Origin of the sequence: Rhizobium sp. Root482, assembly GCF_001426565.1 — a bacterium.
Taxonomy (GTDB): domain Bacteria; phylum Pseudomonadota; class Alphaproteobacteria; order Rhizobiales; family Rhizobiaceae; genus Pararhizobium.
Genome location: NZ_LMFA01000024.1, coordinates 338,346 through 358,748 on the forward strand (window position 1 = coordinate 338,346; position 20,403 = coordinate 358,748).

The 20,403-nt window shown below is 61.9% G+C and carries 20 protein-coding genes; 12 read left to right on the forward strand and 8 right to left on the reverse strand.

The window, feature by feature from the left end:
* From ASD31_RS21885 to ASD31_RS21910, 6 genes are all read left to right on the forward strand, one after another.
* Entirely contained in the window at positions 1-1,818 is a 1,818-nt protein-coding gene (locus ASD31_RS21885) for an ABC transporter ATP-binding protein (protein WP_056339039.1), read from the forward strand.
* Positions 1,819-2,072: 254 nt separating this feature from the next.
* The gene (locus ASD31_RS21890; protein WP_056339041.1) at positions 2,073-2,465 is read left to right on the forward strand and encodes a RidA family protein; all 393 of its coding nucleotides are present in this window, start codon (positions 2,073-2,075) and stop codon (positions 2,463-2,465) included.
* Between the two features lie 135 nt (positions 2,466-2,600).
* Complete coding sequence (locus ASD31_RS21895; RefSeq protein ID WP_056339043.1) at positions 2,601-3,599, forward strand: DctP family TRAP transporter solute-binding subunit; 999 nt, start codon at positions 2,601-2,603, stop codon at positions 3,597-3,599.
* An 88-nt stretch (positions 3,600-3,687) separates the two neighbouring features.
* Positions 3,688-4,164 (forward strand): TRAP transporter small permease, encoded by a 477-nt coding sequence (locus ASD31_RS21900; RefSeq protein ID WP_056339045.1) that lies wholly within the window; start codon positions 3,688-3,690, stop codon positions 4,162-4,164.
* Positions 4,161-5,441 carry a TRAP transporter large permease gene (locus tag ASD31_RS21905; RefSeq protein WP_056339047.1) on the forward strand — a complete coding sequence of 427 codons (1,281 nt, stop codon included), beginning with the start codon at positions 4,161-4,163 and terminating at the stop codon, positions 5,439-5,441. Before ASD31_RS21900 ends, ASD31_RS21905 begins: the two co-directional genes overlap by 4 nt.
* 36 nt (positions 5,442-5,477) lie before the next feature.
* Positions 5,478-6,722, forward strand: a complete 1,245-nt coding sequence (locus ASD31_RS21910; RefSeq protein WP_056339049.1) for a Zn-dependent hydrolase — start codon at positions 5,478-5,480, stop codon at positions 6,720-6,722.
* 27 nt (positions 6,723-6,749) lie between these two features.
* On the opposite strand, the gene ASD31_RS21915 is transcribed toward ASD31_RS21910, so the two are convergent.
* From ASD31_RS21915 to ASD31_RS21925, 3 genes are all read right to left on the reverse strand, one after another.
* Entirely contained in the window at positions 6,750-7,670 is a 921-nt protein-coding gene (locus tag ASD31_RS21915; protein WP_056339051.1) for a LysR family transcriptional regulator, read from the reverse strand.
* Between the two features lie 64 nt (positions 7,671-7,734).
* The gene (gene nadE / locus ASD31_RS21920) at positions 7,735-8,583 is read right to left on the reverse strand and encodes an ammonia-dependent NAD(+) synthetase (RefSeq protein WP_056339053.1); all 849 of its coding nucleotides are present in this window, start codon (positions 8,581-8,583) and stop codon (positions 7,735-7,737) included.
* Between the two features lie 223 nt (positions 8,584-8,806).
* Positions 8,807-9,352: a cysteine hydrolase family protein gene (locus tag ASD31_RS21925; protein ID WP_056339055.1), complete on the reverse strand. Its 546-nt coding sequence runs from the start codon at positions 9,350-9,352 to the stop codon at positions 8,807-8,809.
* A gap of 51 nt (positions 9,353-9,403) precedes the next feature.
* Between ASD31_RS21925 and ASD31_RS21930 the strand changes: the two genes are divergently transcribed.
* Positions 9,404-10,435 carry a GlxA family transcriptional regulator gene (locus ASD31_RS21930; RefSeq protein WP_056339057.1) on the forward strand — a complete coding sequence of 344 codons (1,032 nt, stop codon included), beginning with the start codon at positions 9,404-9,406 and terminating at the stop codon, positions 10,433-10,435.
* A 53-nt stretch (positions 10,436-10,488) separates the two neighbouring features.
* Here ASD31_RS21930 and ASD31_RS21935 read toward each other — a convergent pair whose 3' ends face one another.
* The 5 genes from ASD31_RS21935 to ASD31_RS21955 are packed head-to-tail and all read right to left on the reverse strand — an operon-like array spanning position 10,489 to position 15,379.
* Positions 10,489-11,949, reverse strand: a complete 1,461-nt coding sequence (locus ASD31_RS21935) for an aldo/keto reductase (RefSeq protein ID WP_056339059.1) — start codon at positions 11,947-11,949, stop codon at positions 10,489-10,491.
* 4 nt (positions 11,950-11,953) lie between these two features.
* Positions 11,954-12,925 carry a branched-chain amino acid ABC transporter permease gene (locus ASD31_RS21940; RefSeq protein WP_056339061.1) on the reverse strand — a complete coding sequence of 324 codons (972 nt, stop codon included), beginning with the start codon at positions 12,923-12,925 and terminating at the stop codon, positions 11,954-11,956.
* Positions 12,922-13,833 carry a branched-chain amino acid ABC transporter permease gene (locus ASD31_RS21945; RefSeq protein WP_056339062.1) on the reverse strand — a complete coding sequence of 304 codons (912 nt, stop codon included), beginning with the start codon at positions 13,831-13,833 and terminating at the stop codon, positions 12,922-12,924. Before ASD31_RS21945 ends, ASD31_RS21940 begins: the two co-directional genes overlap by 4 nt.
* A complete protein-coding gene (locus tag ASD31_RS21950; RefSeq protein WP_056339064.1) occupies positions 13,830-14,573 on the reverse strand; it encodes an ABC transporter ATP-binding protein in 744 nt (247 codons plus the stop codon). Before ASD31_RS21950 ends, ASD31_RS21945 begins: the two co-directional genes overlap by 4 nt.
* Positions 14,570-15,379, reverse strand: a complete 810-nt coding sequence (locus ASD31_RS21955; protein ID WP_056339066.1) for an ABC transporter ATP-binding protein — start codon at positions 15,377-15,379, stop codon at positions 14,570-14,572. Before ASD31_RS21955 ends, ASD31_RS21950 begins: the two co-directional genes overlap by 4 nt.
* A gap of 98 nt (positions 15,380-15,477) precedes the next feature.
* Between ASD31_RS21955 and ASD31_RS21960 the strand changes: the two genes are divergently transcribed.
* The 5 genes from ASD31_RS21960 to ASD31_RS21980 all read left to right on the forward strand — a co-directional run bounded on the left by ASD31_RS21960 (position 15,478) and on the right by ASD31_RS21980 (position 20,329).
* Positions 15,478-16,239, forward strand: coding sequence for a GntR family transcriptional regulator (locus ASD31_RS21960; RefSeq protein ID WP_056339068.1), 762 nt, complete (start codon positions 15,478-15,480; stop codon positions 16,237-16,239).
* Positions 16,232-16,582 carry a TIGR04076 family protein gene (locus ASD31_RS21965; RefSeq protein WP_056339069.1) on the forward strand — a complete coding sequence of 117 codons (351 nt, stop codon included), beginning with the start codon at positions 16,232-16,234 and terminating at the stop codon, positions 16,580-16,582. Before ASD31_RS21960 ends, ASD31_RS21965 begins: the two co-directional genes overlap by 8 nt.
* A 10-nt stretch (positions 16,583-16,592) precedes the next feature.
* On the forward strand, positions 16,593-17,639 hold the full coding sequence (locus tag ASD31_RS21970) for an aldo/keto reductase (protein ID WP_056339071.1): 1,047 nt from the start codon (positions 16,593-16,595) through the stop codon (positions 17,637-17,639).
* A 2-nt stretch (positions 17,640-17,641) separates the two neighbouring features.
* On the forward strand, positions 17,642-18,901 hold the full coding sequence (locus ASD31_RS21975) for an ABC transporter substrate-binding protein (protein WP_056339073.1): 1,260 nt from the start codon (positions 17,642-17,644) through the stop codon (positions 18,899-18,901).
* Between the two features lie 318 nt (positions 18,902-19,219).
* Positions 19,220-20,329 (forward strand): extracellular solute-binding protein, encoded by a 1,110-nt coding sequence (locus ASD31_RS21980; protein ID WP_056339075.1) that lies wholly within the window; start codon positions 19,220-19,222, stop codon positions 20,327-20,329.
* Positions 20,330-20,403 lie beyond the last annotated feature (74 nt).

Sequence of the window (20,403 nt, forward strand, 5' to 3'; positions counted from 1 at the left end):
ATGATCGCAACGGATGCCGCAACCCGACCGGTGCTTTCGGTCGAGAAACTGACGACCTCTTTCAAGATGGCTGAAGGATGGCGCGCCGTCATCCGCGATATCGATCTCACGGTGAATGCCGGCGAGACCGTGGCCATCGTCGGCGAATCAGGGTCGGGCAAGAGCGTGACGGCGCTGTCCGCCATGCGCCTTCTGCCACCCGGCCAGGCACGCTGCGAAGGGCGCATCCTGCTCGAGGGCCGCGATCTGCTTCAGGCGAGCGATGCCGAAATGCGCACGGTGCGGGGCGGCGTGATCGGCATGATCTTCCAGGAGCCGATGACGTCGCTCAATCCGGTCTTCACCATCGGCAACCAGGTGGCGGAGGCGCTGGTGCTGCACCGCGACCTCTCGTGGAAGGCGGCCGAGGCGGAAGCGCTGAGACTGATGGAGCGCGTGCGCATCCCCGCCGCGAAATCGCGCCTCAACGAATATCCGCACAAATTCTCCGGCGGCATGCGCCAGCGGGTGATGATCGCCATGGCGCTCGCCTGCCGCCCGAAGCTCCTGATCGCCGACGAGCCGACGACCGCGCTCGACGTGACCGTCCAGGCGGAAATTCTCCATCTGCTGCGCGAATTGCAGCGCGAGGAGAATATGGGCGTGCTGTTCATCACCCATGATATGGGGGTGGTGGCGGAAGTGGCCGATCGCACCGTGGTCATGTTCCGTGGCGACGTGGTCGAGACCGGCCCGACGCCGGAGATTTTCGCAGCGCCGAAGGCGATCTACACGAAGTCGCTGCTCGCCTCGATTCCGCGGCTTGGAACGATGGGTGATACGGCAGCGCCGCGGCGATTTCCGGAGGTCGATCCGACAACCGGCGAGGCGGTCGAGGGCCGTGCAATGCAGCCTGTGCCGGCGGGTTCCGCGCCGATCCTGACGGTCGAAAATCTCTCCGTCCGCTTTGCCCTGCCGCAGGGGCAGATCCACGCGGTCGAGGACGTCTCCTTCGATCTCCGGCCGGGCGAGACGCTGTCGCTGGTCGGCGAGTCCGGCTGCGGCAAATCCACCACCGGCCGCGCCATCCTGCGTCTTGTCAATCCCAGCGCCGGCTCGGTGGTCATCGACGGGCAGGATGTTGCGAAGGCAGGCTCGCATGCCATGCGCGCCATGCGCCGTACCTCGCAGATGATCTTCCAGGATCCCTTCGCCTCGCTCAATCCGCGCATCACCATCGGCGCAGCCATCGCCGAACCGATGCTCGCCCACGGGCTGGTGGGGCGCGGGCAGGCGAAGGACCGCGTGGCGCATCTCCTCGAACAGGTCGGCCTGTCGTCGGCAATCGCCGGGCGCTACCCGCATGAGTTTTCCGGTGGCCAGCGGCAGCGCATCTCGATTGCCCGGGCGCTGGCGCTCGAGCCGAAATTCATCGTCGCCGACGAGGCGGTGTCGGCGCTCGACGTCTCGGTGAAGGCGCAGGTTTCCAACCTTTTGCTCGATCTCCAGGAGAAACACCGGCTCGCCTATCTGTTCATTTCGCACGACATGGCGGTGGTCGAGCGCGTCAGCCACCGCGTCGCGGTGATGTTCCTGGGCGAAATCGTCGAGATCGGGCCGCGCGGGGCGATCTTCGACAATCCGCAGCATCCCTATACGCGCCGCCTCATTTCGGCCGTGCCGGTCCCCGATCCCGCGCGTCTCGGGCAATCCAATCCGCCGCTCGGCGAGGAAATAAGAAGCCCGCTGCGGCCGCATGGCTATGTGCCTCCCAAACGCTCCTATCGCGAGATTTCACCGGGGCATTTCGTTCAGGAAGCGATAGGCACGCAAGCCTGAGGCTCTGCTGCTGCAGGAACTCCGTTTCCGCCGCCAAGGCGAGAATGGCGGCTCAAGACACGAACACCATGGTGGCTTCGGCATGCTTGACCATGCACCAGGCCGGCCGCTTGGCGCGTCAAGCAGCGCATTGAAACGGTCGAGCTTGCTTCCGATCCGGGATTTCCATCTCTTGCCGTGACTGCCACGGCGTGATTATCAGGCAAGTCCACAGACTGACCGCTTGCTGCCCTGAAATCCCGGAGACGAAGACAATGAGACACGAAATCATCGAAATTCCTGTTATTTCCGAGGCAATTCGCAGGCTCGGCGCGCCGACCTCTGCTCTGACGCGGGTGGATGGGCTTCTCTATACCTGCGGAATGCCGCCCCTCGACCTGACGACCGGCGAGATCGTCAAGGGCGACATCGTCATGCAGACCCGCGCCTGCATGGAGGCGCTGTCCTTCACGCTTCGCCATGCCGGCTCGTCCTTCGATAACGTCTTCAAGTCACTTGTCTTTATCTCCGATAATGATTTCGCGTCCGGCATGAATGCGGTCTACCGGGAATACTTCCCCGGTGGCTTTCCGGCGCGAAGCTGCGTGACGATCAAGCCATGGACGCATTTCGATATCGAGATCGAGTGCATCGCGACCGTCGGATGATGCGCTCGTTGCGCACAGGAAATCGCGGCCCTTCCCATAAGCGGACGCAATGTTTGCCATTGGGTCCGGCTATTTGCGTTGAGCGCCATCCTGATTGCCTAATATGCTCAGAATAACACAACAAACGAGGGTGATATGAAACTGGGCATTTCGAAAATTTCACGCGGCCTCGCCGCAACGATGATCGCCGGCATCGTCGGCCTTTCCGCTCACTCGGCCGCTCTGGCCGAAACAACGATCCGCATCGGCCACGTCCTTGCCGACACGCACAGCTGGCATAAGGCGTCCACGGATTTCGCCAAGGATGTTGCGGAGAAGACGGAAGGCCGCGTCAAGATCGAGGTTTTCCCTTCCGGCCAGCTCGGCACCGAAAAGGACGTCATCGAAGGCATGCAGATCGGCACCATTCAGGGTGGCCTGGTCGGCAGCGGTTCCTTCCAGTTCGTCGAGCCGAAGTTCGGCATCATCGAGATGCCCTATGCCTGGACCAGCCGCGAACAGGCCTTCGCCGCACTCGACGGCAAGCTCGGCACCACGCTTGCTGATCTCCTGCGCCCGAAGGGCATCGAGGTTCTCGCCTGGTGGGAAAATGGCTTCCGCCACATCACCAACAATAAGCATCCGATCGTCAAGCCGGACGATCTCGCCGGAATCAAGATCCGAGTCACGCCGGACAAGGTGCGGCTTGCGACCTTCGAGCGTCTCGGCGCGCAGCCGGCGCCGCTGGCCTTCGGCGAACTCTACTCGGCCCTGCAGCAGGGCGTGTTCGACGCTCAGGAGAACCCGCTCTCGATCATCGATGCCTCGTCGTTCTACGAAGTGCAGAAATACGTCTCGATGACCGGCCATATCTGGGGTGCCGCGTGCCTGACGGTCTCCAGCATGACCTGGGCGCAGGTTTCCCCCGAAGACCAGGCCATCGTCAAGGAAGCCGCCGTCAAGTGGGGCAACGCCCAGCGCCAGATGGTCGCCGATAACGAGGTCGCGCTGATCGAGAAGCTGAAGTCGAAGGGCATGGAGTTCAACGAGGTGGACAAGGCCGCCTTCGTCGAGGCTCTGAAGCCAGTCTGGGACAGTGAGAAGGGCGTCTTCGGCCCCGAACTGCTCGGTGTCATGGACAGCTATCGCAAGTGATGTCTCGTCCCGTCCGCCAAGCGCGGGCGGGACGTTTTCGCCCGTTTTGGCGGGCAGGTCACATCTTTCAGATACCAGCGAGGCTCCGATGCAAGACGCCCCGATATCGCGTTCGCGGATTTCCATTGCCATAGACAGCGTAGCTGGCGCCGTGGGCGGATTGTTCATCGCCGTCTTTACCGCCATCATCGTCTATGTCGTCTTCTGCCGTTATGTCCTGTCCTTCACGCCGCGCTGGTCGGAGGAAATTCCGCGCCTGCTGCTCGTCTGGGTAACATTCATCGGCGCCGTCTCCGCCTTTGTCCGCAACACGCATCTTTGCGCCGGCCTGACGGACCTCATGGTCGCGCCCGGGCGGTTTCGCAGATTCCTGGCCTTGCTTGCGCGCCTTGCGACCTACCTATTCCTGATCGTCGTCTTCTGGTCCGGTTGGAAGATAACCGTGCTGACATGGCCGCATGAGACGACCGTTCTGAGCTGGCCCTCCGGCCTTGCCTATCTTGCGCTGCCCGTCACCGCCGCTGCCGCCTTCGTTGCCCTTCTTGCCGCGGAGCTGCGCAAATGAGCCTTGCCCTGATCGTCCTCTTTGCGGCATTCGTGGTCCTCCTCCTGATCGATACGCCGATCGTGATCGCGCTTGCCCTGTCGTCTGTCGCCTATCTGCTGGTCGGCGACGCCCTGCCGGTGATGGTCGTCGCCCAGCGCATGGTCGCCGGCATCGACAGCTTCACGCTGCTTGCCATCCCGCTTTTCCTGCTTGCCGGCCTGCTGATGGTTCACGGCGGGCTCGCGCCAAGGATCGTCAATCTCTGCGCGGCCGTTGTTGGCCAGCGCACCGGCGGCCTGGCGATCGTGATGATCGCCGCCTGCATGATGTTCGGTTCGCTTTCCGGCTCCGGTGTGGCGGATGTGGTGGCGATCGGCTCCATGCTGCTGCCGGCCATGAAGGAGCGCGGCTACGATCCGGGCTTCTCCGCCGCCGGACTGGGCTGCGCGGGTTCGCTCGGTACGGTCATTCCGCCCTCCATCGTGCTCATCGTCTACGGCACGGCGACCGGCACGTCGATCGGACAGCTGTTCATCCATTCCATCGGCCCCGGCATCCTGCTCGGCCTCGGGCTGATGATCGTCGCCTGGTGGATTTCCCGCAAGAAGGGCTGGAAGGGCGGCGAGCCCTTCAGCTGGGGCCGCCTCGGCACGGCCCTGCGCGAATCCGTGCTTGCGCTGCTCGCTCCCGTCATCATCGTCGGCGGCATCCGCTTCGGCATCTTCACGCCGACGGAAGCCGCGGGCATCGGCGTTGCCTATGCGTTGCTGGTCGGTCTCTTCATCTATCGCAAGCTGACATTCTCCAAGATCTTCAGCCTCCTGCGTGACACGACGGAAATGACCGGCTCCATCCTCATCGTCATCGCGGCCGCCTCCGTGTTCGGCTGGATCCTGACGGTCGAGCAGGTTCCGCAACTCGTGGTCAATGCCATCACCGGCGCGACCGAGAGCGCCACGATCGCGCTCATGCTGATGATGGTCGCCGTCCTGGTGCTCGGCACCTTCATGGAATCGATCGCCATCATTCTCATCCTGGCGCCGGTCTTCCTGCCCGTCCTCAGGGTCTATGAGATCGATCCGGTCTATTTCGGCGTGCTTCTCACCATCAACCTGGCGATCGGCGCCAATACGCCGCCGCTCGGCATCGACCTGATGGCGGCGTGCCGGACCGGCGGCATACCGATGTCGGCGTCCTTCCGCTACCTGCTGCCGTTCATCGGCGTCATGACGCTCGTCATGTTCCTGCTCGTTCTCTTCCCCGGGCTGATGACGCTGATGTCGTTCGGCATGTGAGACGCATCGTCCGCAATCGCATTTGAAAGGTGAACCATGTCGTTCGCACAGACTATCCGCGTCAACATCGATCGCTTCTGGTCGACGATCGAGAGTTCCGCCGAGATCGGCAAGGGGCGCCCCGGTGGCCTCGCCCGTCTCACGCTGACCGATGACGACCGCCGGATGCGCGACATGTTCGTCAGCTGGTGCCGGGATGCCGGCCTCAGCGTCGAGATCGACGAACTCGGCAATATTTTCGGCCGGCGCGAAGGCCTCGATCCCTCGCTCCCGCCCATCCTGATCGGCAGCCATCTCGATACGCAGATCAACGGCGGCCGTTTCGACGGCATTGCCGGCGTGCTTGCCGGGCTCGAAGTGGTTCGCACCCTGAACGACGCCGGCCATGTCACCCGCCGGCCGATCGTCGTCGTCGACTGGACGAACGAGGAGGGCGCGCGCTTCTCGCCGCCGATGGTCGCGTCCGGCTGTTTTGTCGGGGCCTATGACGTGGATTGGGTGAAGGATCTCATCGCCGACGACGGTGCGCGTTTCGGCGACGAGCTTGCGCGCATCGGCTACGATGGCAACAAGCCCTGCCGCGCCGGCGAAATCGACGCCTACTACGAACTCCATATCGAGCAAGGCCCGATCCTCGATCTCGAAAAGCGCGATGTCGGCGTGGTGACGGGCGGCTATCCGAGCTATGGCATGCGGGTGCGCTTCACCGGCAAGACGGCCCATACCGGCCCGACGCCGATGGACCTTCGCCGCAACGCGCTTGTTGCCGGCGCGCGCTGGCTGACGGCCGTCGACGATATCGGCTGGGATTTCGCCATCGGGGACGGCAAGGCGACAGGGGCACGGCTGGCCGCCTGGCCGAACAAGCCCGGCATTCTTTCCGACACCGCCCAGGCGATCTGCGACGTTCGTCATCCCGATCCCGCGACTGCCCGGGTCATGGGCGAAAAGATGCGCCGCGCCGTATTCGAAAGTGCCGCCCGCGCCGGCTGCGATGCGGTCATCGAGGACGAGTGGTTCTGGGGCGGCGACATTTTCGATCAGACGATGGTGGACGGTATTCGCGCGGAAGCGGTGCGGATGGACTACGACTGGCGTGATATCCAGTCCCAAGCCGGGCACGATGCCTATTTCCTCGCCCGGCATTGCCCGACCGCGATGATCTTCACGCCCTGCAAGGGCGGCATCACCCACAACAACGAGGAAGATTGCGACCCTGACGATCTCGCACCCAGCCTCAACGTCCTCTTGCACGCCGTCGTGGCACGTGCCGACCGTTGATGGAGCGAGGGTGCCCGACAGGCACTCTCAATGCATGTCGGGATAGAGGGCGCGCAGTTCCTGTACCAGGTCGATGAAATGTCGCTCGGCGCGGGAATAGGGATATTCCGGATGTGTCACCAGGAAGACATCGGCGCCGAGCGGATAGCCCTTGATCTCCAGCGGCCAGAGAAGACCGTTCGCCACCTCGTCATGCACCGCCGTGAGCGGCAGGATGCCGATGCCGAGCCCGGCCACGATCATCCGGCGCACTTCCTCGAGATTGGGGCTCTGCCCGCTGATCCGTTCGCCAAGCCCCAGGCTCTGGCTGAGCACAGACATGGGTTCCAGACCCATTGCCCCGGTGGCGCAGGTGAAGGACACGAAGGATTCCTGGCGCAGCTCCCGCTTCTCCACCTCTTTCCGGCCGAAGAACGGGTGTTCGGCGCCGCAATAGACGCTGAATTCCTCGCGAAACAGCAGTTCGCAATTCAGGCTGAACACGGGGCGTGACAGGAGGCAAAGGCCGATGCCGCATTTTTCCGTCTGAATCCGCTTGATCGTATCCTGGCTGTTCTGGACTTCCATCACCCAGGTGACGGACGGATAGCGCTGATGGTAGAGCCGGAGCGTCTCGTTGACGAGCAGGGATTCCAGGTTCGAGATGATCTGGATGCGCACCTCGCCGAACTCTTCGACCGTCCGCTCCTGCGTGAGGTGGCCGATGCGCTCCACGGCGTGGAAAATCTCGCTGCATTCCTCGTAGACCTTCTGCCCACGGGCCGTCAGCTCGAATTTCCGGCTGCCGCGCAGCACGAGCTGGCAGGCCAGCTGTTCTTCCAGCCGTTGCAGCGCCTGGCTGACCGATGGCTGGCTCATGTTCAGCCGCGCCGCCGCTCGCGTGAGGCTGCGCTCTTCGGCAATCATGAAAAAGGAACGAAGAAGATTGAGATTAAGGTCTGACAACATTGAGTAAGTTTAACCGCGAAATCCCGGCTCTACAATTGTTCGGTCGCGACAGGACAGCGATCGGCTATCGCGCTTTGGGTTCGCCTGCTTTCCAATCCTGCGGCGCAACGGGGAGGGCCCGCTTGTGCGCGCTCGCGCGGTAGGCGGCGAAGATGCGATTGCGTGACGACTCGGCGATGGTCTTGCCCTCCAGAAAGTCGTCGATTTCGTCATAGGTCACGCCGTAGGCGTCCTCGTCGGGCCGCAGGGGCGCATTGGATTCGAGGTCTGCCGTCGGCACCTTGAAAACAAGTTCCTGCGGCGCGCCGAGATGGCTGGCCACGGCGCGCACCCGCCGCTTGTTGAGCCCCGAGAGCGGCAGGATATCCGCCGCGCCGTCACCGAATTTCGTGAAGAAACCCATGAGGGCCTCCGCTGCCTGGTCGGTACCGATGACGAGACCGCCCACTGCGCCCGCCAGGGCATATTGAGCGATCATCCGCGAGCGCGCCTTGATGTTGCCGTGGTGGAAATCCGTCCGCCCATCCTTGAACAGGTCGCCCGCCTCCCGCCGCACCTCTTCCAGCATGGCATCGGCGGCGGGCTTGATATCGATGGTGACGATGCGGTCAGGGTTGATGACTGCGAGCGCCTTTTGCGCATCGGCTTCATCCGCCTGCACGCCATAAGGCAGGCGCACGGCGATGAACTCCGCCCCATGGCCATTGTCGCGCAGGCGTTCCACGGCGCGCTGTGCCAGCATGGCAGCTGCAAGCGAGTCCACCCCGCCGCTGATGCCCAGAACATAGGCGCGCATCGAGGAGGCGCTGAGATAGTCCATGAGGAAGCCGATGCGGCGTTCGGCCTCCTGACCCGCGTTGAAATCAGGCGTTACGCCGAGTGTGTGGGCAATATCCGTCTGATCGTCCAACATGGGTACTCCTTCGTTCGGTCCTGACGTGCGACGCGGTTTGCGAGATAACTGAGGCTTATAGGAAAACCTGCGCCGGTTGAAAGGTTCCTTAACGCAATGACGCGACCCGGAAACGCTTAAAAAACCAACCTCGCGCTTATGAACTGACCCCATGGAGTTGGGCAGTTCACTTGGGCGGGGCCGGTGGAATGGGCGGGTGTGCGTGCCGTCAACCGAGCGCCGATTACTTCGCCAGATAGTCTTCGGTCGATACGACCTGGCCGTAACCGAATGCCAGCGCGGACATATAGGCGGCGTGGACCTTGTCGGCGGACACGATCTCGCCCTTGAACTCCAGGTCGCGCGTAGAGCAGGCGTCTTCCACGATTGTCGTCTTGTAACCGAGATCGGAAGCCGCCCGGGCGGTGGCGTCGATGCACATATGGCTCATCGCGCCAACGACCGTGACGTCCTCGACACCGGCGGAAGACAGTATGTCGGCCAGGCCGGTTTCACGGAACGAGTTGGGGTATCGCTTGGTAACAATCGCTTCCCCGTCCTGCGGAGCCATTTTGGAAATGATCTCCGCTCCCTCCGTACCCGCAGCGAAGAACGGTCCATCGGCCGGGCTCTCGTGACGGACATTGATGATGAGGTCACCGGAACGACGCGCCGCATCGACGACGCGTGCTGCGTTTTCGAGTGCTGCATCTATTCCCACCAGGGGGAACCTTCCTGTCGTCAGATAGTCGTTCTGTAGATCGACGACGATAATGGCGCGTTTGCTCATGGGATATCCTTTCAAGTTGATGCCTTGATTTATCAGCCGCCTCTCCAACATATGAGTGGCAGTAGTGACAAAGACAGGGGCGATATGGACAAACCGGCGAAATTCACGGAAATCGGAATCCTCGCCTACGAAGGCGCTCAAGCCGCGGCTGTGCTGGGCATGACCGATCTGTTGACCGCCGCCGCAGGCATTGCCAGCCGGCGACATGATGTCGGCGAACCTCTTCTTGGCGTGAGCCACTGGAGCCGGGCAAGTAGGGATGAGGCGCCGACAAGAATATTCTCTTCCGAACCGGCCGGACGAGCCGATCATCCGACCGTCATCGTCATTCCTCCGGGCCTCGGCGATCCGTTGCCGGAGCTCGAGGCGCGGTACTATGCCGACTGGCTTCGCTCTGAACATTCGCGCGGCGCAGGCCTGTGCTCGATCTGCAAGGGCGCTTTCCTGTTGGGAGAGACAGGCCTTCTTGCCGGCCGAACGGTGACCACCCACTGGACCTACGAGGAGCACCTGACCTCGCGGTTTCCCGACGTCAACGTGAACACCGACCGCCTGATCATTGACGATGGCGACATCCTGACAGCCGGTGGCGTGATGGCCTGGATCGACCTCAGCCTGATCCTGATCGAGCGGTTCCTCGGACCTGCGATCATGGCCGAAACCGCGAGAGCTTTCCTTGTTGATCCGCCCGGCAGAGAACAAAGCTACTACGGCGCCTTTTCTCCTCGCCTCAATCATGGCGACGACGCGATCCTGAAGGTCCAGCACTGGCTTCAGGCCAGCGGCGGGAAGGATATGAGTCTCGCTGCTCTGGCGGGTCACGCGGGGCTCGAGCCGCGAACCTTCATGCGACGATTCCAGAAAGCAACCGGCCATAGAGCCGGCGAATATGTTCAGCGCCTGCGCATCGACAAGGCGCGTGACCTCTTGCAGTTTACGCGCGAGCCGGTGGATGCGATCGCTTGGAAGGTTCACTACGGCGATCCCGGCTCCTTTCGGAAAATCTTCACCCGCATTATTGGACTTACGCCTGCGGAGTATCGGCAGCGTTTTCGTATGCGTTCGCCTCGCAACCCCGCCTGAGCAGCTTTACCGTGAGTTCTGCAGGTCAACGACCGAGTTTCAGTTGTCCGCGCTTAGTCGCAGAGCGCTTCCGCCTCGATCTCGACCTCATACTCCCCAATCAGGTTTCCGGCCTCGATCAGGGTATTGGCAGGCAGCGTAGATGAGAAGGCGCGGCCGTGGGCGCGGGAGACGGGCTCCCAGTGGCTGGCATCGCGTAGATAGATGCGGGTGCGGATAACGTCTTCCATGCGGCCGCCGAGTGCCAAGATGGATGCGGCAATCTTGTCCAGGATGTAAGTGGCCTGGGCACCGGCATCACCGGGTGCGATACAGCGGTCGATGCCATGGGTCGCGGTGGTGCCGGAGACGAGGATGCGATTGCCGACCCTGATCGCGCGACTGTAGCCGGCGATCGGCTCCCAGATGCTGCCGGAAGAAACGCGTAAACGGCCTGCCCGGCCAGGCACGGCTTCTGCAGTGTAGATCGAGGGGATGGCGTCGAGATGATGGCTGAGATCGCCCGATGCCGTCAGGAAAGGCGGCTTGCGGTATTCGTCGCCGCAATCTCCGGGAATGGGCCGCGTCGCTGCAAAGGCGGCGTCGAGAGCGGCGTGGTCCTCGCCATCCAGCGTAAAGGAAAACACTTTCAGATTGTCGCCGCGATGCTCGTTCTCCCCGAGACGCGCGCCGACGATCGTCGCAGCAACGGCCTGGTGTTCGAGAACCCAGCGGCTGGCGACATTCGAGATCGAGACTCCGTGCTTTGCCGCAATGCCGGCGGCCGCGCGCAGAATGCCCTGAAACGCTTCCCACCCGCCGGCGGTATCGATGAAGCGCTTGTATTTCGAGCGGCTCCAGTCGGCGATGGTCGCGGGTTCCGGCTGGCCAAGCCATTTCTCGGAGAGAAAACCACCGCACAGCGTGCCATAGGCAAGCAGCTTCACGTCGCTTTTGGCGCAGAGATCCGACAGTGCCCCGGCCGCCCGGCGATCAATAAGAGAGAAGGAGACCTGGTTGGTCGCGATATCGATGCCATCGGCCAGCGCCAGCGCCAGGTGTCCGGCGTCGAAATTGGTCAGCCCGAGTGCCCCGATCAAGCCTTCTTCACGCAGTCGCTGCATTTCGTGCAGGGCATCGAGCCAGGCGGGGTGCTCGAAGCTCCACCAATGGAATTGCAGCAGATCGACCCTGTCGACACCAAGCCGGGCGAGGCGCTCCTCGACACCGCGGCGTACCACATCCGCCGTCATCGGACCGGGTTCGGGACACCACTTGGTGAAGGCGACGGGTCGGCTGCTACCTTCATAGCGTGCCAACAGCTTCCCGGTGATCAGTTCGGCCGAGCCGTAGTGATCGGCCATGTCGAAGGTATCGAAGCCGTCGCGGGCATAAGCCTGCAGCGCATCGGCACCCCTGTCGGGATCGACGGTCGTGCCGTTCTTTTCGATGTCTGCTACCTGCCAGAGGCCGCAGACAATTCGGCTGATGGAGAGGTCCTTGGTGAGCGCGATGCGATCGGGCAACTGGGACATGGCTCTATTCCTTGAATTTACGTGTGCGCCTGCCTGTCAGCGATGCCAGCGCATTGGAGGCGCCGAGAATGCCGCGGGGGCGCAAGAGGAGGATCAGGCAAAGGCCGACCCCGATCATGACGATCTGCAACGATGCGGCACGTGCCTGCTGCTCCGGTGGGACAAAGGCTGAGACGGCCGCGGCCGACAGCGCCCAGAGGCCCCAGACGAGAACGGCGCCGAGGATCGCGCCACGATTGTTGCCGGAGCCGCCGACGATCAGCATTGCCCAGACCTGGAAGGTCAGGATCGGCAGGTAATTGTCAGGCGCGATGAAGCCGATGAAATGCCCCTGTGCGGCACCGGCGAGCCCCATGATGGCGCCGCCGATGGTGAAGGCCTGAAGACGAAAGCGGATCGGCCGCTTGCCGAGCGCCTGGGCGGCCGTCTCGTCCTCGCGGATCGCGCGAAGCACGCGCCCCCACGGGCTTTTCGCCAGGTGCTGAAGCGCCAGATAAAGCGCCAGCACGACGGCCGCCATCAAGGCCAGATTGGAGAGGCCGAAGGCGAGGGGATCGCTGGCCAGATTACCGAAGGGCCGCGGAATGAATCCGATGCCGAAGGCGCCGCCGGTAAGCGGCTGCAGGTTGAGAACGCAGAGCTGTACGGTGACGGCGACGCCAAAGGTTGCGATGGCGAGATAATCGGAGCGCAACCGGATGGTGAGAGCGCCGACGAGCCAGGCGGCAAGGCCCGCAACCAGCGCGCCTCCGATCCAGCCGACGGCGATCGGCAGATCGTAGCCGCCGACGCGACCAGCTGCATCCGGCGTCGTCAGAAGCGCCGACACATAAGCGCCAATCGCCACGAAGGCGGCGATGCCGACATTGAACAGGCCCGTTTGGCCCCATTGCACATTCAGCCCGAGGCACATGATGGCATAGGTCAGCGCCATGGTCAGAAAGAAGGCCGCGTAGGCGATGAGGTCGAGGCTCATGCGGCCCTCCCGAACAGGCCGCGGGGGCGCAAGAGCAGAACCGCAACGAGAATGACGAAGGAAACGGCCGCCCGCCATTCGGCGCCGACCAGTTGCACCGCTGCGGCTTCCGACAATCCGACGATGAGCCCGGCGATCATCGCCCCCGGCACGCTGCCGATGCCGCCCAGAATCGCGGCGGCAAACAGCGGCAGCAGCAGGTCATGGCCGAGATAGGGGCGAATCTGAACCAGAAGCCCGGTCATGATACCGGCGATGCAGGCCAGTGCTGCGCCTATGAACCACACGACCCGGATCACCCTCCGCACATCGACGCCGGCGATGCCCGCCAGCGCCGGGTTTTCGCTGACGGCCCGCATCGAGCGGCCGATGTCGGTGCGTGTCATCAGCAAATGAATCGCGACGACCGCGACAAGCGCTACGCCGAGCGACAGCAACTGATCCGGAGTCGCGCGCAGGCCCCCCCCGATCTTGACGGCGATCTGCAACGCCTTTGTGTAGTAGGCCGGCTTGGAGGTGAAGATGAATTCGAGCAGGCTGCGCAGTGCCAGCGAAACGCCGAAGCTTGCCATCACCAGGATGATCACGGCACTGCCGCGCGACCGCAGGCGGCCAAACAGCACGGCGTCCACGGCGAGCGCCAATAGTCCGGTGAGAATGATCGCGAGAATGGTTGCTAAGGGCAGGGACCAGCCGAAGGAGAACGGACCGATCGGCATCGATAGCGTTGTGGAAAGCAGGCCAAGGCCGCCACTCAAGGCCAGCGCCAGATAAGCACCCCAGGACAGCAGTTCTCCATGTGCGAAATTGGCAAAGCGCAGGATCGAATAGGTCAGGGTCACGCCGATGGCACCCAGGCCGATCATCGCGCCGGCGATCAGGCCGTCCATCAGGAATTGCGGATTCATGGCTGTTGCGCCTCTTGCGGCTGGCTGGTGCCAAGATAGAGTTTGGCGATGATCGGATCACCGAGCAAGGTCGATGCTGCGCCCTCATGGCGGATCTTGCCCTCGACCAGGATAACGGCGCGGCTGGCAATCGCCAGCGCGGCCTTGACGTTCTGCTCGACGAGAATGATCGTGACGCCGTCGGCATTGATCTCCTTCAGCATGGAAAAGACCTCCGCCACGATTTTCGGCGACAACCCTGCCGACGGCTCATCGAGAATGAGGACGCGCGGATCGATGATCAACGCGCGGGCGACCGCCAGCATCTGGCGCTGCCCACCGGAGAGCGTGCCGGCGGGCCGCGACGACTTCGTCGCAAGATCGGGGAAGCGCTGGTAGAGCGATGCAATCTTTTCCCCGCGCCGGGATCTGGGTAGCACGGCAGCGGCAAGCTGCAGATTCTCGTGAATGCTCAGTGTCGCGAAGATATTTTCGGTCTGCGGCACGAAGGCGAGGCCCTCGCCGATCTTGCCGTGGGCAGCAATATGCGTGATATCGCGCGTGCCGAGCAGAACATTGCCGGAGTGCACAGGCACGACACCGGCGATTGCCTTGACCAGGGTCGACTTGCCGGCGCCGTTAGGCCCCAGAAGCACGAGGAGTTCGCCGGGTGCGACGGAGAGATCGACACCGCGCACAATCGGCAGGTCGGGCTCGTATCCGGCAGCCAGCGCCAGGGTCTGAAGAGCCGGGACCGTCATGCCGCCGCCCCGAGATAAGCCTCGATCACCTTCGCATTGGAGGCAACATCGGCGGGCGTGCCCTCGGCCAGCGGCTTGCCGAGCGCCATCGCGACGACGCGAGAGCAGAGCCGTGAAACCATGTCCATATTATGCTCGATCAGCAGGATCGAGGTGCCCTGCATGTTAAGGTCCATGACGCGCTTCATGATCGTCTCGAGCAGGGCGGGGTTGACGCCTGCCGCCGGCTCATCCAGCAGGATCGCTCGAGGATCGGCCATGAGGATGCGCGCCAGTTCCAAAAGTTTGCGCTGGCCGCCGGAGAGCACCTTGGCCGGTTCGGATTCGAGGCCCGACAAGGTCACGAATTCCAGCAGCGTCCGCGCCTTTTCGATCGCCAGCTTCTCCTGTTGCCGGACATGGCCGAAGCGCAGGAAGTTTGCAAACAGCCGCTCGCCATCCTGCGCCTGCGCGCCGGCGAGCACATTTTCGAGCACCGTCATTTCGAGGAAAGGCCTAGGAGTCTGAAAGGTGCGCCCGACGCCGCGACCGATGCGCTGCTCGGGGCTTTCCTGCGAGACGTCCAGGCCGCCGATCCAGATCTCGCCCGATGTCGGTCTGAGGCTGCCCGCGATCAGGTTGAACAGTGTCGTTTTGCCCGCACCATTCGGCCCGATAAGCCCCAACATCTCCCCGGCTGCAAGCCGCAGCGACATTCCGGCAACGGCGGTATTTCCTCCGAACTGCTTCACCAGTTCACGCGCATCGATCACCGCTCCGTCCGGGGGCGTAGGGTTCGATGATGCTTGTAGAGCGGGAGAGGGCATAATTGAAAAAGCCTCTTGCTTTGATTGGTGATGTTTGATCAAACTTTACTGCCTGGAAAATTGCAACCGAAAAAAGCAACGCGCGCGGAGCAGATGGGATGGCGGTCCAAGTGAGGAAAACGTCGGAGGTCTTTGCGGGCGGCATGGATCGCGACGTCCTGTCGCCGGTCGGTCGCGAGACCCTGCACCACCGGGTCTATGCGCAGCTGCGCAATTCGCTGATAAACGGCATGTTCGATGCCGGCGACGTTCTGCGCATCACCGATCTCGCCGATCGGCTGCAGACCAGTACCATGCCGGTGCGCGAGGCGCTTGGGCGTCTTGTCTCCGAACAGGCGCTGGAATCCTTGCCGAACCGGTCGGTGCGTGTGCCGCTGATTACCCGCGAGCGTCTCGACGATCTCGCCCGCGCCCGCATCCTGATCGAGGGGCAGATCGTGGCACTGGCTCTGCCCAATCTCGTCGCCAGCGATTTTGCGGCGCTGAAGCAGATCAATGTCGATTGCGACACGGCCTTCGAGCGGCACCGCAAGGACATAGGCCACGCCACCTCGGTGTTGAACCAGCGTTTCCATTTCCACATTTATCACGCCGCGCGCTCGCAGGTTCTGATCCCGATCGTCGAGAGCCTTTGGCTGCAATCGGGGGCGATCATCCGCAAGGCGGCGCACATCCATGACGAACAGGGAGGATTGATGGCGACAAATCACCACTGGGCCCTGATCGATGCGCTGGAGAGGCGCGATATCGAAGGAGCGATGCAGTCGTTGTCCGACGATATCAGTCGGTCTTTCGACCTGATCCGCAACCGATTGGATGCGGAACCGGATGCTGCTGCGGAGGAAGCGAGCCATGGCTGAACCAGTTGACGATGGTTTCGACCTTTTCGATCTACGTGTGGATGTTGTCATTCCGGAAGGCGGCGCCGTCTTTTGCGGAGCAAAGCCGGGCGATCATTTCGAACTTCATGGAGAAATGCTGCATTTGCCGCCCGGGCAGGGCATCTCGATCTATTCTCTGTCAACCGTCCTGCCGCTACTCGCTGCCAAGCAGCGGCCGACCGATCGCAACGACTGGATGACGACGGATGCCGAGATCGCTTGCCCGGACCCGAATTGCTCCACGCGTTTGAGGATCACCCGCACGGGTCTTCGCCGTTTCAGCCATGCCGCGACCACGGCGGTTCCCTTGATCGATAAATAGGCCAGAAGACATGCAGCGCATCTCCATCACCCCCGACTACGAGATTTCCCGCGTTATCCGCGGCGGCTGGCAACTGGCGGGCGGGCATGGCGCGATCGATGCCGACAGCGCTATCGAGGACATGATAGCCTTTGCCGATGCCGGGATTACCACGTTCGACTGCGCCGATATCTATACGGGTGTGGAGGAGCTGATCGGCCGCTTCCGTCTGGCCTACAACAACCGGCGCGGAGCCGAGGCTCTGTCGAAAATCCGCGTGCACACGAAGTTCGTTCCGGACCTTGCGGTGCTGCCGACGATCAGCAAGGCCTATGTCGAACGCGTCATCGACACTTCGCGCCAGCGGCTCAACCTCGATTGCCTCGATCTCGTGCAGTTTCACTGGTGGGCCTATGATATTCCCGGTTGGCTGGAAACGGCTGGCTGGCTGAAGGAGCTGCATCAGGCCGGCAAGATCGGCAAGATCAGCGGTACCAATTTCGATACCGATCACATTGAGGCAATCGTCGGCGCAGGTGTACCGTTCACCTCGCTGCAGCTGCAATATTCGCTGCTCGACCGGCGTCCGGAAAAGCGCATGGTACAGCTTGCGGCCGCGAAAAATTTCGCCCTTTTTTGCTATGGCACGGTGGCGGGCGGTTTTCTGGGCGATCGCTGGCTGGGCCAGCCGGAGCCGGAGCATCCACTCGAAAACCGCTCGCTCACCAAATACAAGCTGATCATCGACGATTTCGGTGGCTGGGACCTCTTCCAGGCACTGCTTTCGGCGCTCAGAAAGATCGCCGACCGGCATCGGGTGGATATCGCGACCGTCGCAAGTGCGGCGATGCTGACCAGGCCGGGGGTCGCCGCCGTGATTGTCGGCGCCCGCAACCGGGACCATTTGCCGTCCAATCTCGCCATCGCGAATATCAAGCTGTCGGACGCGGATCACGCGGAGATCGAGGCGGTCCTGTCGCAGGCAAATCCGCTGGATGGCGACGTCTATACGCTGGAACGGGACCGGGAGGGTCCTCATGGCAGCATCATGAAATACAATCTCAACAAAGGGGAATAAAAATGAGAACGACATTTCTACTTTCCGCCCTGGTCGCTGCCCTCGCGGCATCCACGACGCCAAGTGTCGCAGCCGATTGCGATATCACCGTCGGCCTCGTCATGGAGCTGACAGGTCCTGCCGGTGAATACGGCCAGGCGGGCGCAAAATCCGTCGAAATGGCTTTCCGTGATTTCAACGATGCCGGCGGCGTCGATGGCTGCAAGATCGTCGCCGACACGCGCGACAGCCAGAGCCAGGGCAACGTAGCCGTCGATCAGGCAACGCAGCTCGTCAACATCAAGAAGGTACCCGTCATCATCGGCGGCATCATCTCGTCCGTTTCGATCCCGATCCTGACCTCGGTGACGGCACCGGCCGGCGTGGTGCAGGTCTCGCCGGCCTCATCCTCGCCGACGCTGACCGAGCTTGGTCGTGAGGGCAAAACCAATGGCGTGTTCTTCCGCACCATCACATCCGATGCGCTGCAGGGGACTGCCGCAGCCAAATACGCGATCGACCAGGGCTTGAAGAAGATCGCCATCATCAATGTCAACAATGATTTCGGCGTCAACATGGTGCGCGAATTCACCACCGCCTACACGAAGCTTGGCGGCACGATCACCTCGACCACGCCCTATAACGAGAAGCAGTCGAGCTATTCTTCCGAGGCAAGCGCCGCCATGACAGGCGAGCCCGACGCGCTCTATCTCGTCAGTACGCCGGTGGACGGTGCCACGATCGCTCGCGCCTGGATCTCCGGGGGCGGCAAGCAGACCTTCCTGCTGAATGACGGCATGAATTCCAAGGACTTCATCGAAAGCGTCGGCGCGCAATATCTTGAAAACGCCTACGGAACGTCGTCCGGCACCAGCCCGACGGCATCGACCGAGTATTTCAACAGCAATTACGAGGCCTTCTCGGGCGGCATTTCTCCGTCCGCGCCGGCCGCCGATCGCTCCTATGATGCCGGTGCGATCGTCGCACTCGCGATTGCAAAGGCCGGCAAACCGGATGCTGCTTCCATCAAGGCCGCCATGCCCGAGGTCGTGGCCGAAGGCGGTACCCCGATCCATGCGGGCAAGGAAGAGTTCGCCAAGGCGCTGCAACTGATCAAGGACGGCAAGCCTGTGAAATACGAAGGTGTCATCGGTCCTGTGAGTTTCGACCAATTCGGCGATATCACCGGCCCGTTCCGCCTCTGGAAGATTACCAATGGTGAGGTGACCACGGTCGGCGAATTGAGCGCAGGCGAGGTCGCTGAGATCAAGGCTTCGAAATAAGCAAACCAGGTCTTGGGGCAAAGCCCCAAGACCTCTCGGCGGAACCTTTGCCTGACGAGGAAGGGCCGATGAAGGTTCCAGAACAGCCTCAATAACTTTTAAAAAAGGCGCTTGACTTCCGTCCGGTATAGAAGTCAACTCCTGTTTACCGGAAATATAGTACGATATACCGGACGGAGGCAGGGAGGCCTTTTATTTTTGACGAATACCGGCGGTCTCAGCACATTTGCGGCCGACGTGAACCTGTATTTCGGCATTGGCTAACCGATGCCCGCTGCGTATCCCAGTTGAAGTTAAACCAAAAAAGGGAACTCGAAAATGAGTGAAAAGTTAGTGACGAACCGCAGAACCGCATTGAAATTGCTCGGGACGGGAGCGGCAATTCTGACTGCGCCTTATATCATTCGGCCGCGTCCGGCGTGGGCTGACAACGGTATTCTTAACGTTACCACTTATGACAAGTTCCTTCCGCAGGAGTTCATCGACAAATTCCAGAAGGATACGGGCATCGAAGTTCGTGTCCGCCTTACGGATGACCAGGGCAAGCAGTACAATCTTCTGACGGCCGAGGGCGCGAACCCGTCCACCGATATCGTCACGGTTGCCGGGCATCGTTACTCGCAGTTCATCGATTCCAAGCTGCTTCAGCCGCTTGACACTGGGCGTATATCGAACTGGAAGAACCTTAACAGCGCCTATCAGGACGCGCCCTGGGCGCGTATTAACGGCAATCTCTGGGGCTTGCCGATACTGGCCGGTTACGAAGGTCTCGCCCGTAATGTCGACTACGTGAAGGATGCGCCGAGCTGGGAGATCATGTTCGACGAACAGTACAAGGGCCAGACTTCGTATATCGTCAGCGATTTCATGACGATCACGATGCAGTATCTCGGCCATGACGGCGACTTCGTGACCTATACTGATAAGCCGGAAGAGGCACAGAAGGCCACCAATGAAGCGCGTGATTTCCTGATCAAGCACAAGGACATGGTGCGCAAATACTACGACGCCGGCTCTGAAGTGCAGCAGATGTTCATCAATGAAGATATCTATCTCGCCCATTCGTGGTCGGGCCCTGCGGCCAAGCTCATCATCGACGGCCACCCGATCAAGCTCTCGGTTCCGAAAGAAGGAACCTTCGGATTCTGTTACACGCTCAATGTCGTCAACAACGCACCGAATGCGGAGAATGCCTACAAGCTGCTCGACGCCATCCTGGCAAACCCGGAAGTCGGCGCGGCGATGACCCGTCAGTCGGGCTACAGTTCGACCATCAACGGTGTCGGCGATCTGCTCAACGAGCGCGAGCGGCTTGCTTCGACATTGCCGCAGGAAGAGGTTGATCGCATCATATTCTTCTCGTCGGTCAATCGCGATATGAAGAACGAGATGATCGACCGCGCGACCGCAGAGGTCAAGGCGGCCTAAAGAAGGCGAGGCTTCGGATAATCTACCTGGTTGGGGCGCATCCGCGATCGTCAGCCAGGTAGACGACCATTCCG

Coding starts and splice junctions, on each gene's coding strand:
- ASD31_RS21895 (WP_056339043.1), top strand. CDS start 2,601: ATGAAACTGGGCATTTCGAAAATTTCACGCGGCCTCGCCGCAACGATG.
- ASD31_RS21970 (WP_056339071.1), top strand. CDS start 16,593: ATGCAGCGCATCTCCATCACCCCCGACTACGAGATTTCCCGCGTTATC.
- ASD31_RS21955 (WP_056339066.1), bottom strand. CDS start 15,379: ATGCCCTCTCCCGCTCTACAAGCATCATCGAACCCTACGCCCCCGGAC.
- ASD31_RS21980 (WP_056339075.1), top strand. CDS start 19,220: ATGAGTGAAAAGTTAGTGACGAACCGCAGAACCGCATTGAAATTGCTC.
- ASD31_RS21975 (WP_056339073.1), top strand. CDS start 17,642: ATGAGAACGACATTTCTACTTTCCGCCCTGGTCGCTGCCCTCGCGGCA.
- ASD31_RS21890 (WP_056339041.1), top strand. CDS start 2,073: ATGAGACACGAAATCATCGAAATTCCTGTTATTTCCGAGGCAATTCGC.
- ASD31_RS21965 (WP_056339069.1), top strand. CDS start 16,232: ATGGCTGAACCAGTTGACGATGGTTTCGACCTTTTCGATCTACGTGTG.
- ASD31_RS21930 (WP_056339057.1), top strand. CDS start 9,404: ATGAGTGGCAGTAGTGACAAAGACAGGGGCGATATGGACAAACCGGCG.
- nadE (WP_056339053.1), bottom strand. CDS start 8,583: ATGTTGGACGATCAGACGGATATTGCCCACACACTCGGCGTAACGCCT.
- ASD31_RS21910 (WP_056339049.1), top strand. CDS start 5,478: ATGTCGTTCGCACAGACTATCCGCGTCAACATCGATCGCTTCTGGTCG.
- ASD31_RS21915 (WP_056339051.1), bottom strand. CDS start 7,670: ATGTTGTCAGACCTTAATCTCAATCTTCTTCGTTCCTTTTTCATGATT.
- ASD31_RS21940 (WP_056339061.1), bottom strand. CDS start 12,925: ATGAGCCTCGACCTCATCGCCTACGCGGCCTTCTTTCTGACCATGGCG.
- ASD31_RS21935 (WP_056339059.1), bottom strand. CDS start 11,949: ATGTCCCAGTTGCCCGATCGCATCGCGCTCACCAAGGACCTCTCCATC.
- ASD31_RS21925 (WP_056339055.1), bottom strand. CDS start 9,352: ATGAGCAAACGCGCCATTATCGTCGTCGATCTACAGAACGACTATCTG.
- ASD31_RS21900 (WP_056339045.1), top strand. CDS start 3,688: ATGCAAGACGCCCCGATATCGCGTTCGCGGATTTCCATTGCCATAGAC.
- ASD31_RS21905 (WP_056339047.1), top strand. CDS start 4,161: ATGAGCCTTGCCCTGATCGTCCTCTTTGCGGCATTCGTGGTCCTCCTC.
- ASD31_RS21960 (WP_056339068.1), top strand. CDS start 15,478: ATGGCGGTCCAAGTGAGGAAAACGTCGGAGGTCTTTGCGGGCGGCATG.
- ASD31_RS21885 (WP_056339039.1), top strand. CDS start 1: ATGATCGCAACGGATGCCGCAACCCGACCGGTGCTTTCGGTCGAGAAA.
- ASD31_RS21945 (WP_056339062.1), bottom strand. CDS start 13,833: ATGAATCCGCAATTCCTGATGGACGGCCTGATCGCCGGCGCGATGATC.
- ASD31_RS21950 (WP_056339064.1), bottom strand. CDS start 14,573: ATGACGGTCCCGGCTCTTCAGACCCTGGCGCTGGCTGCCGGATACGAG.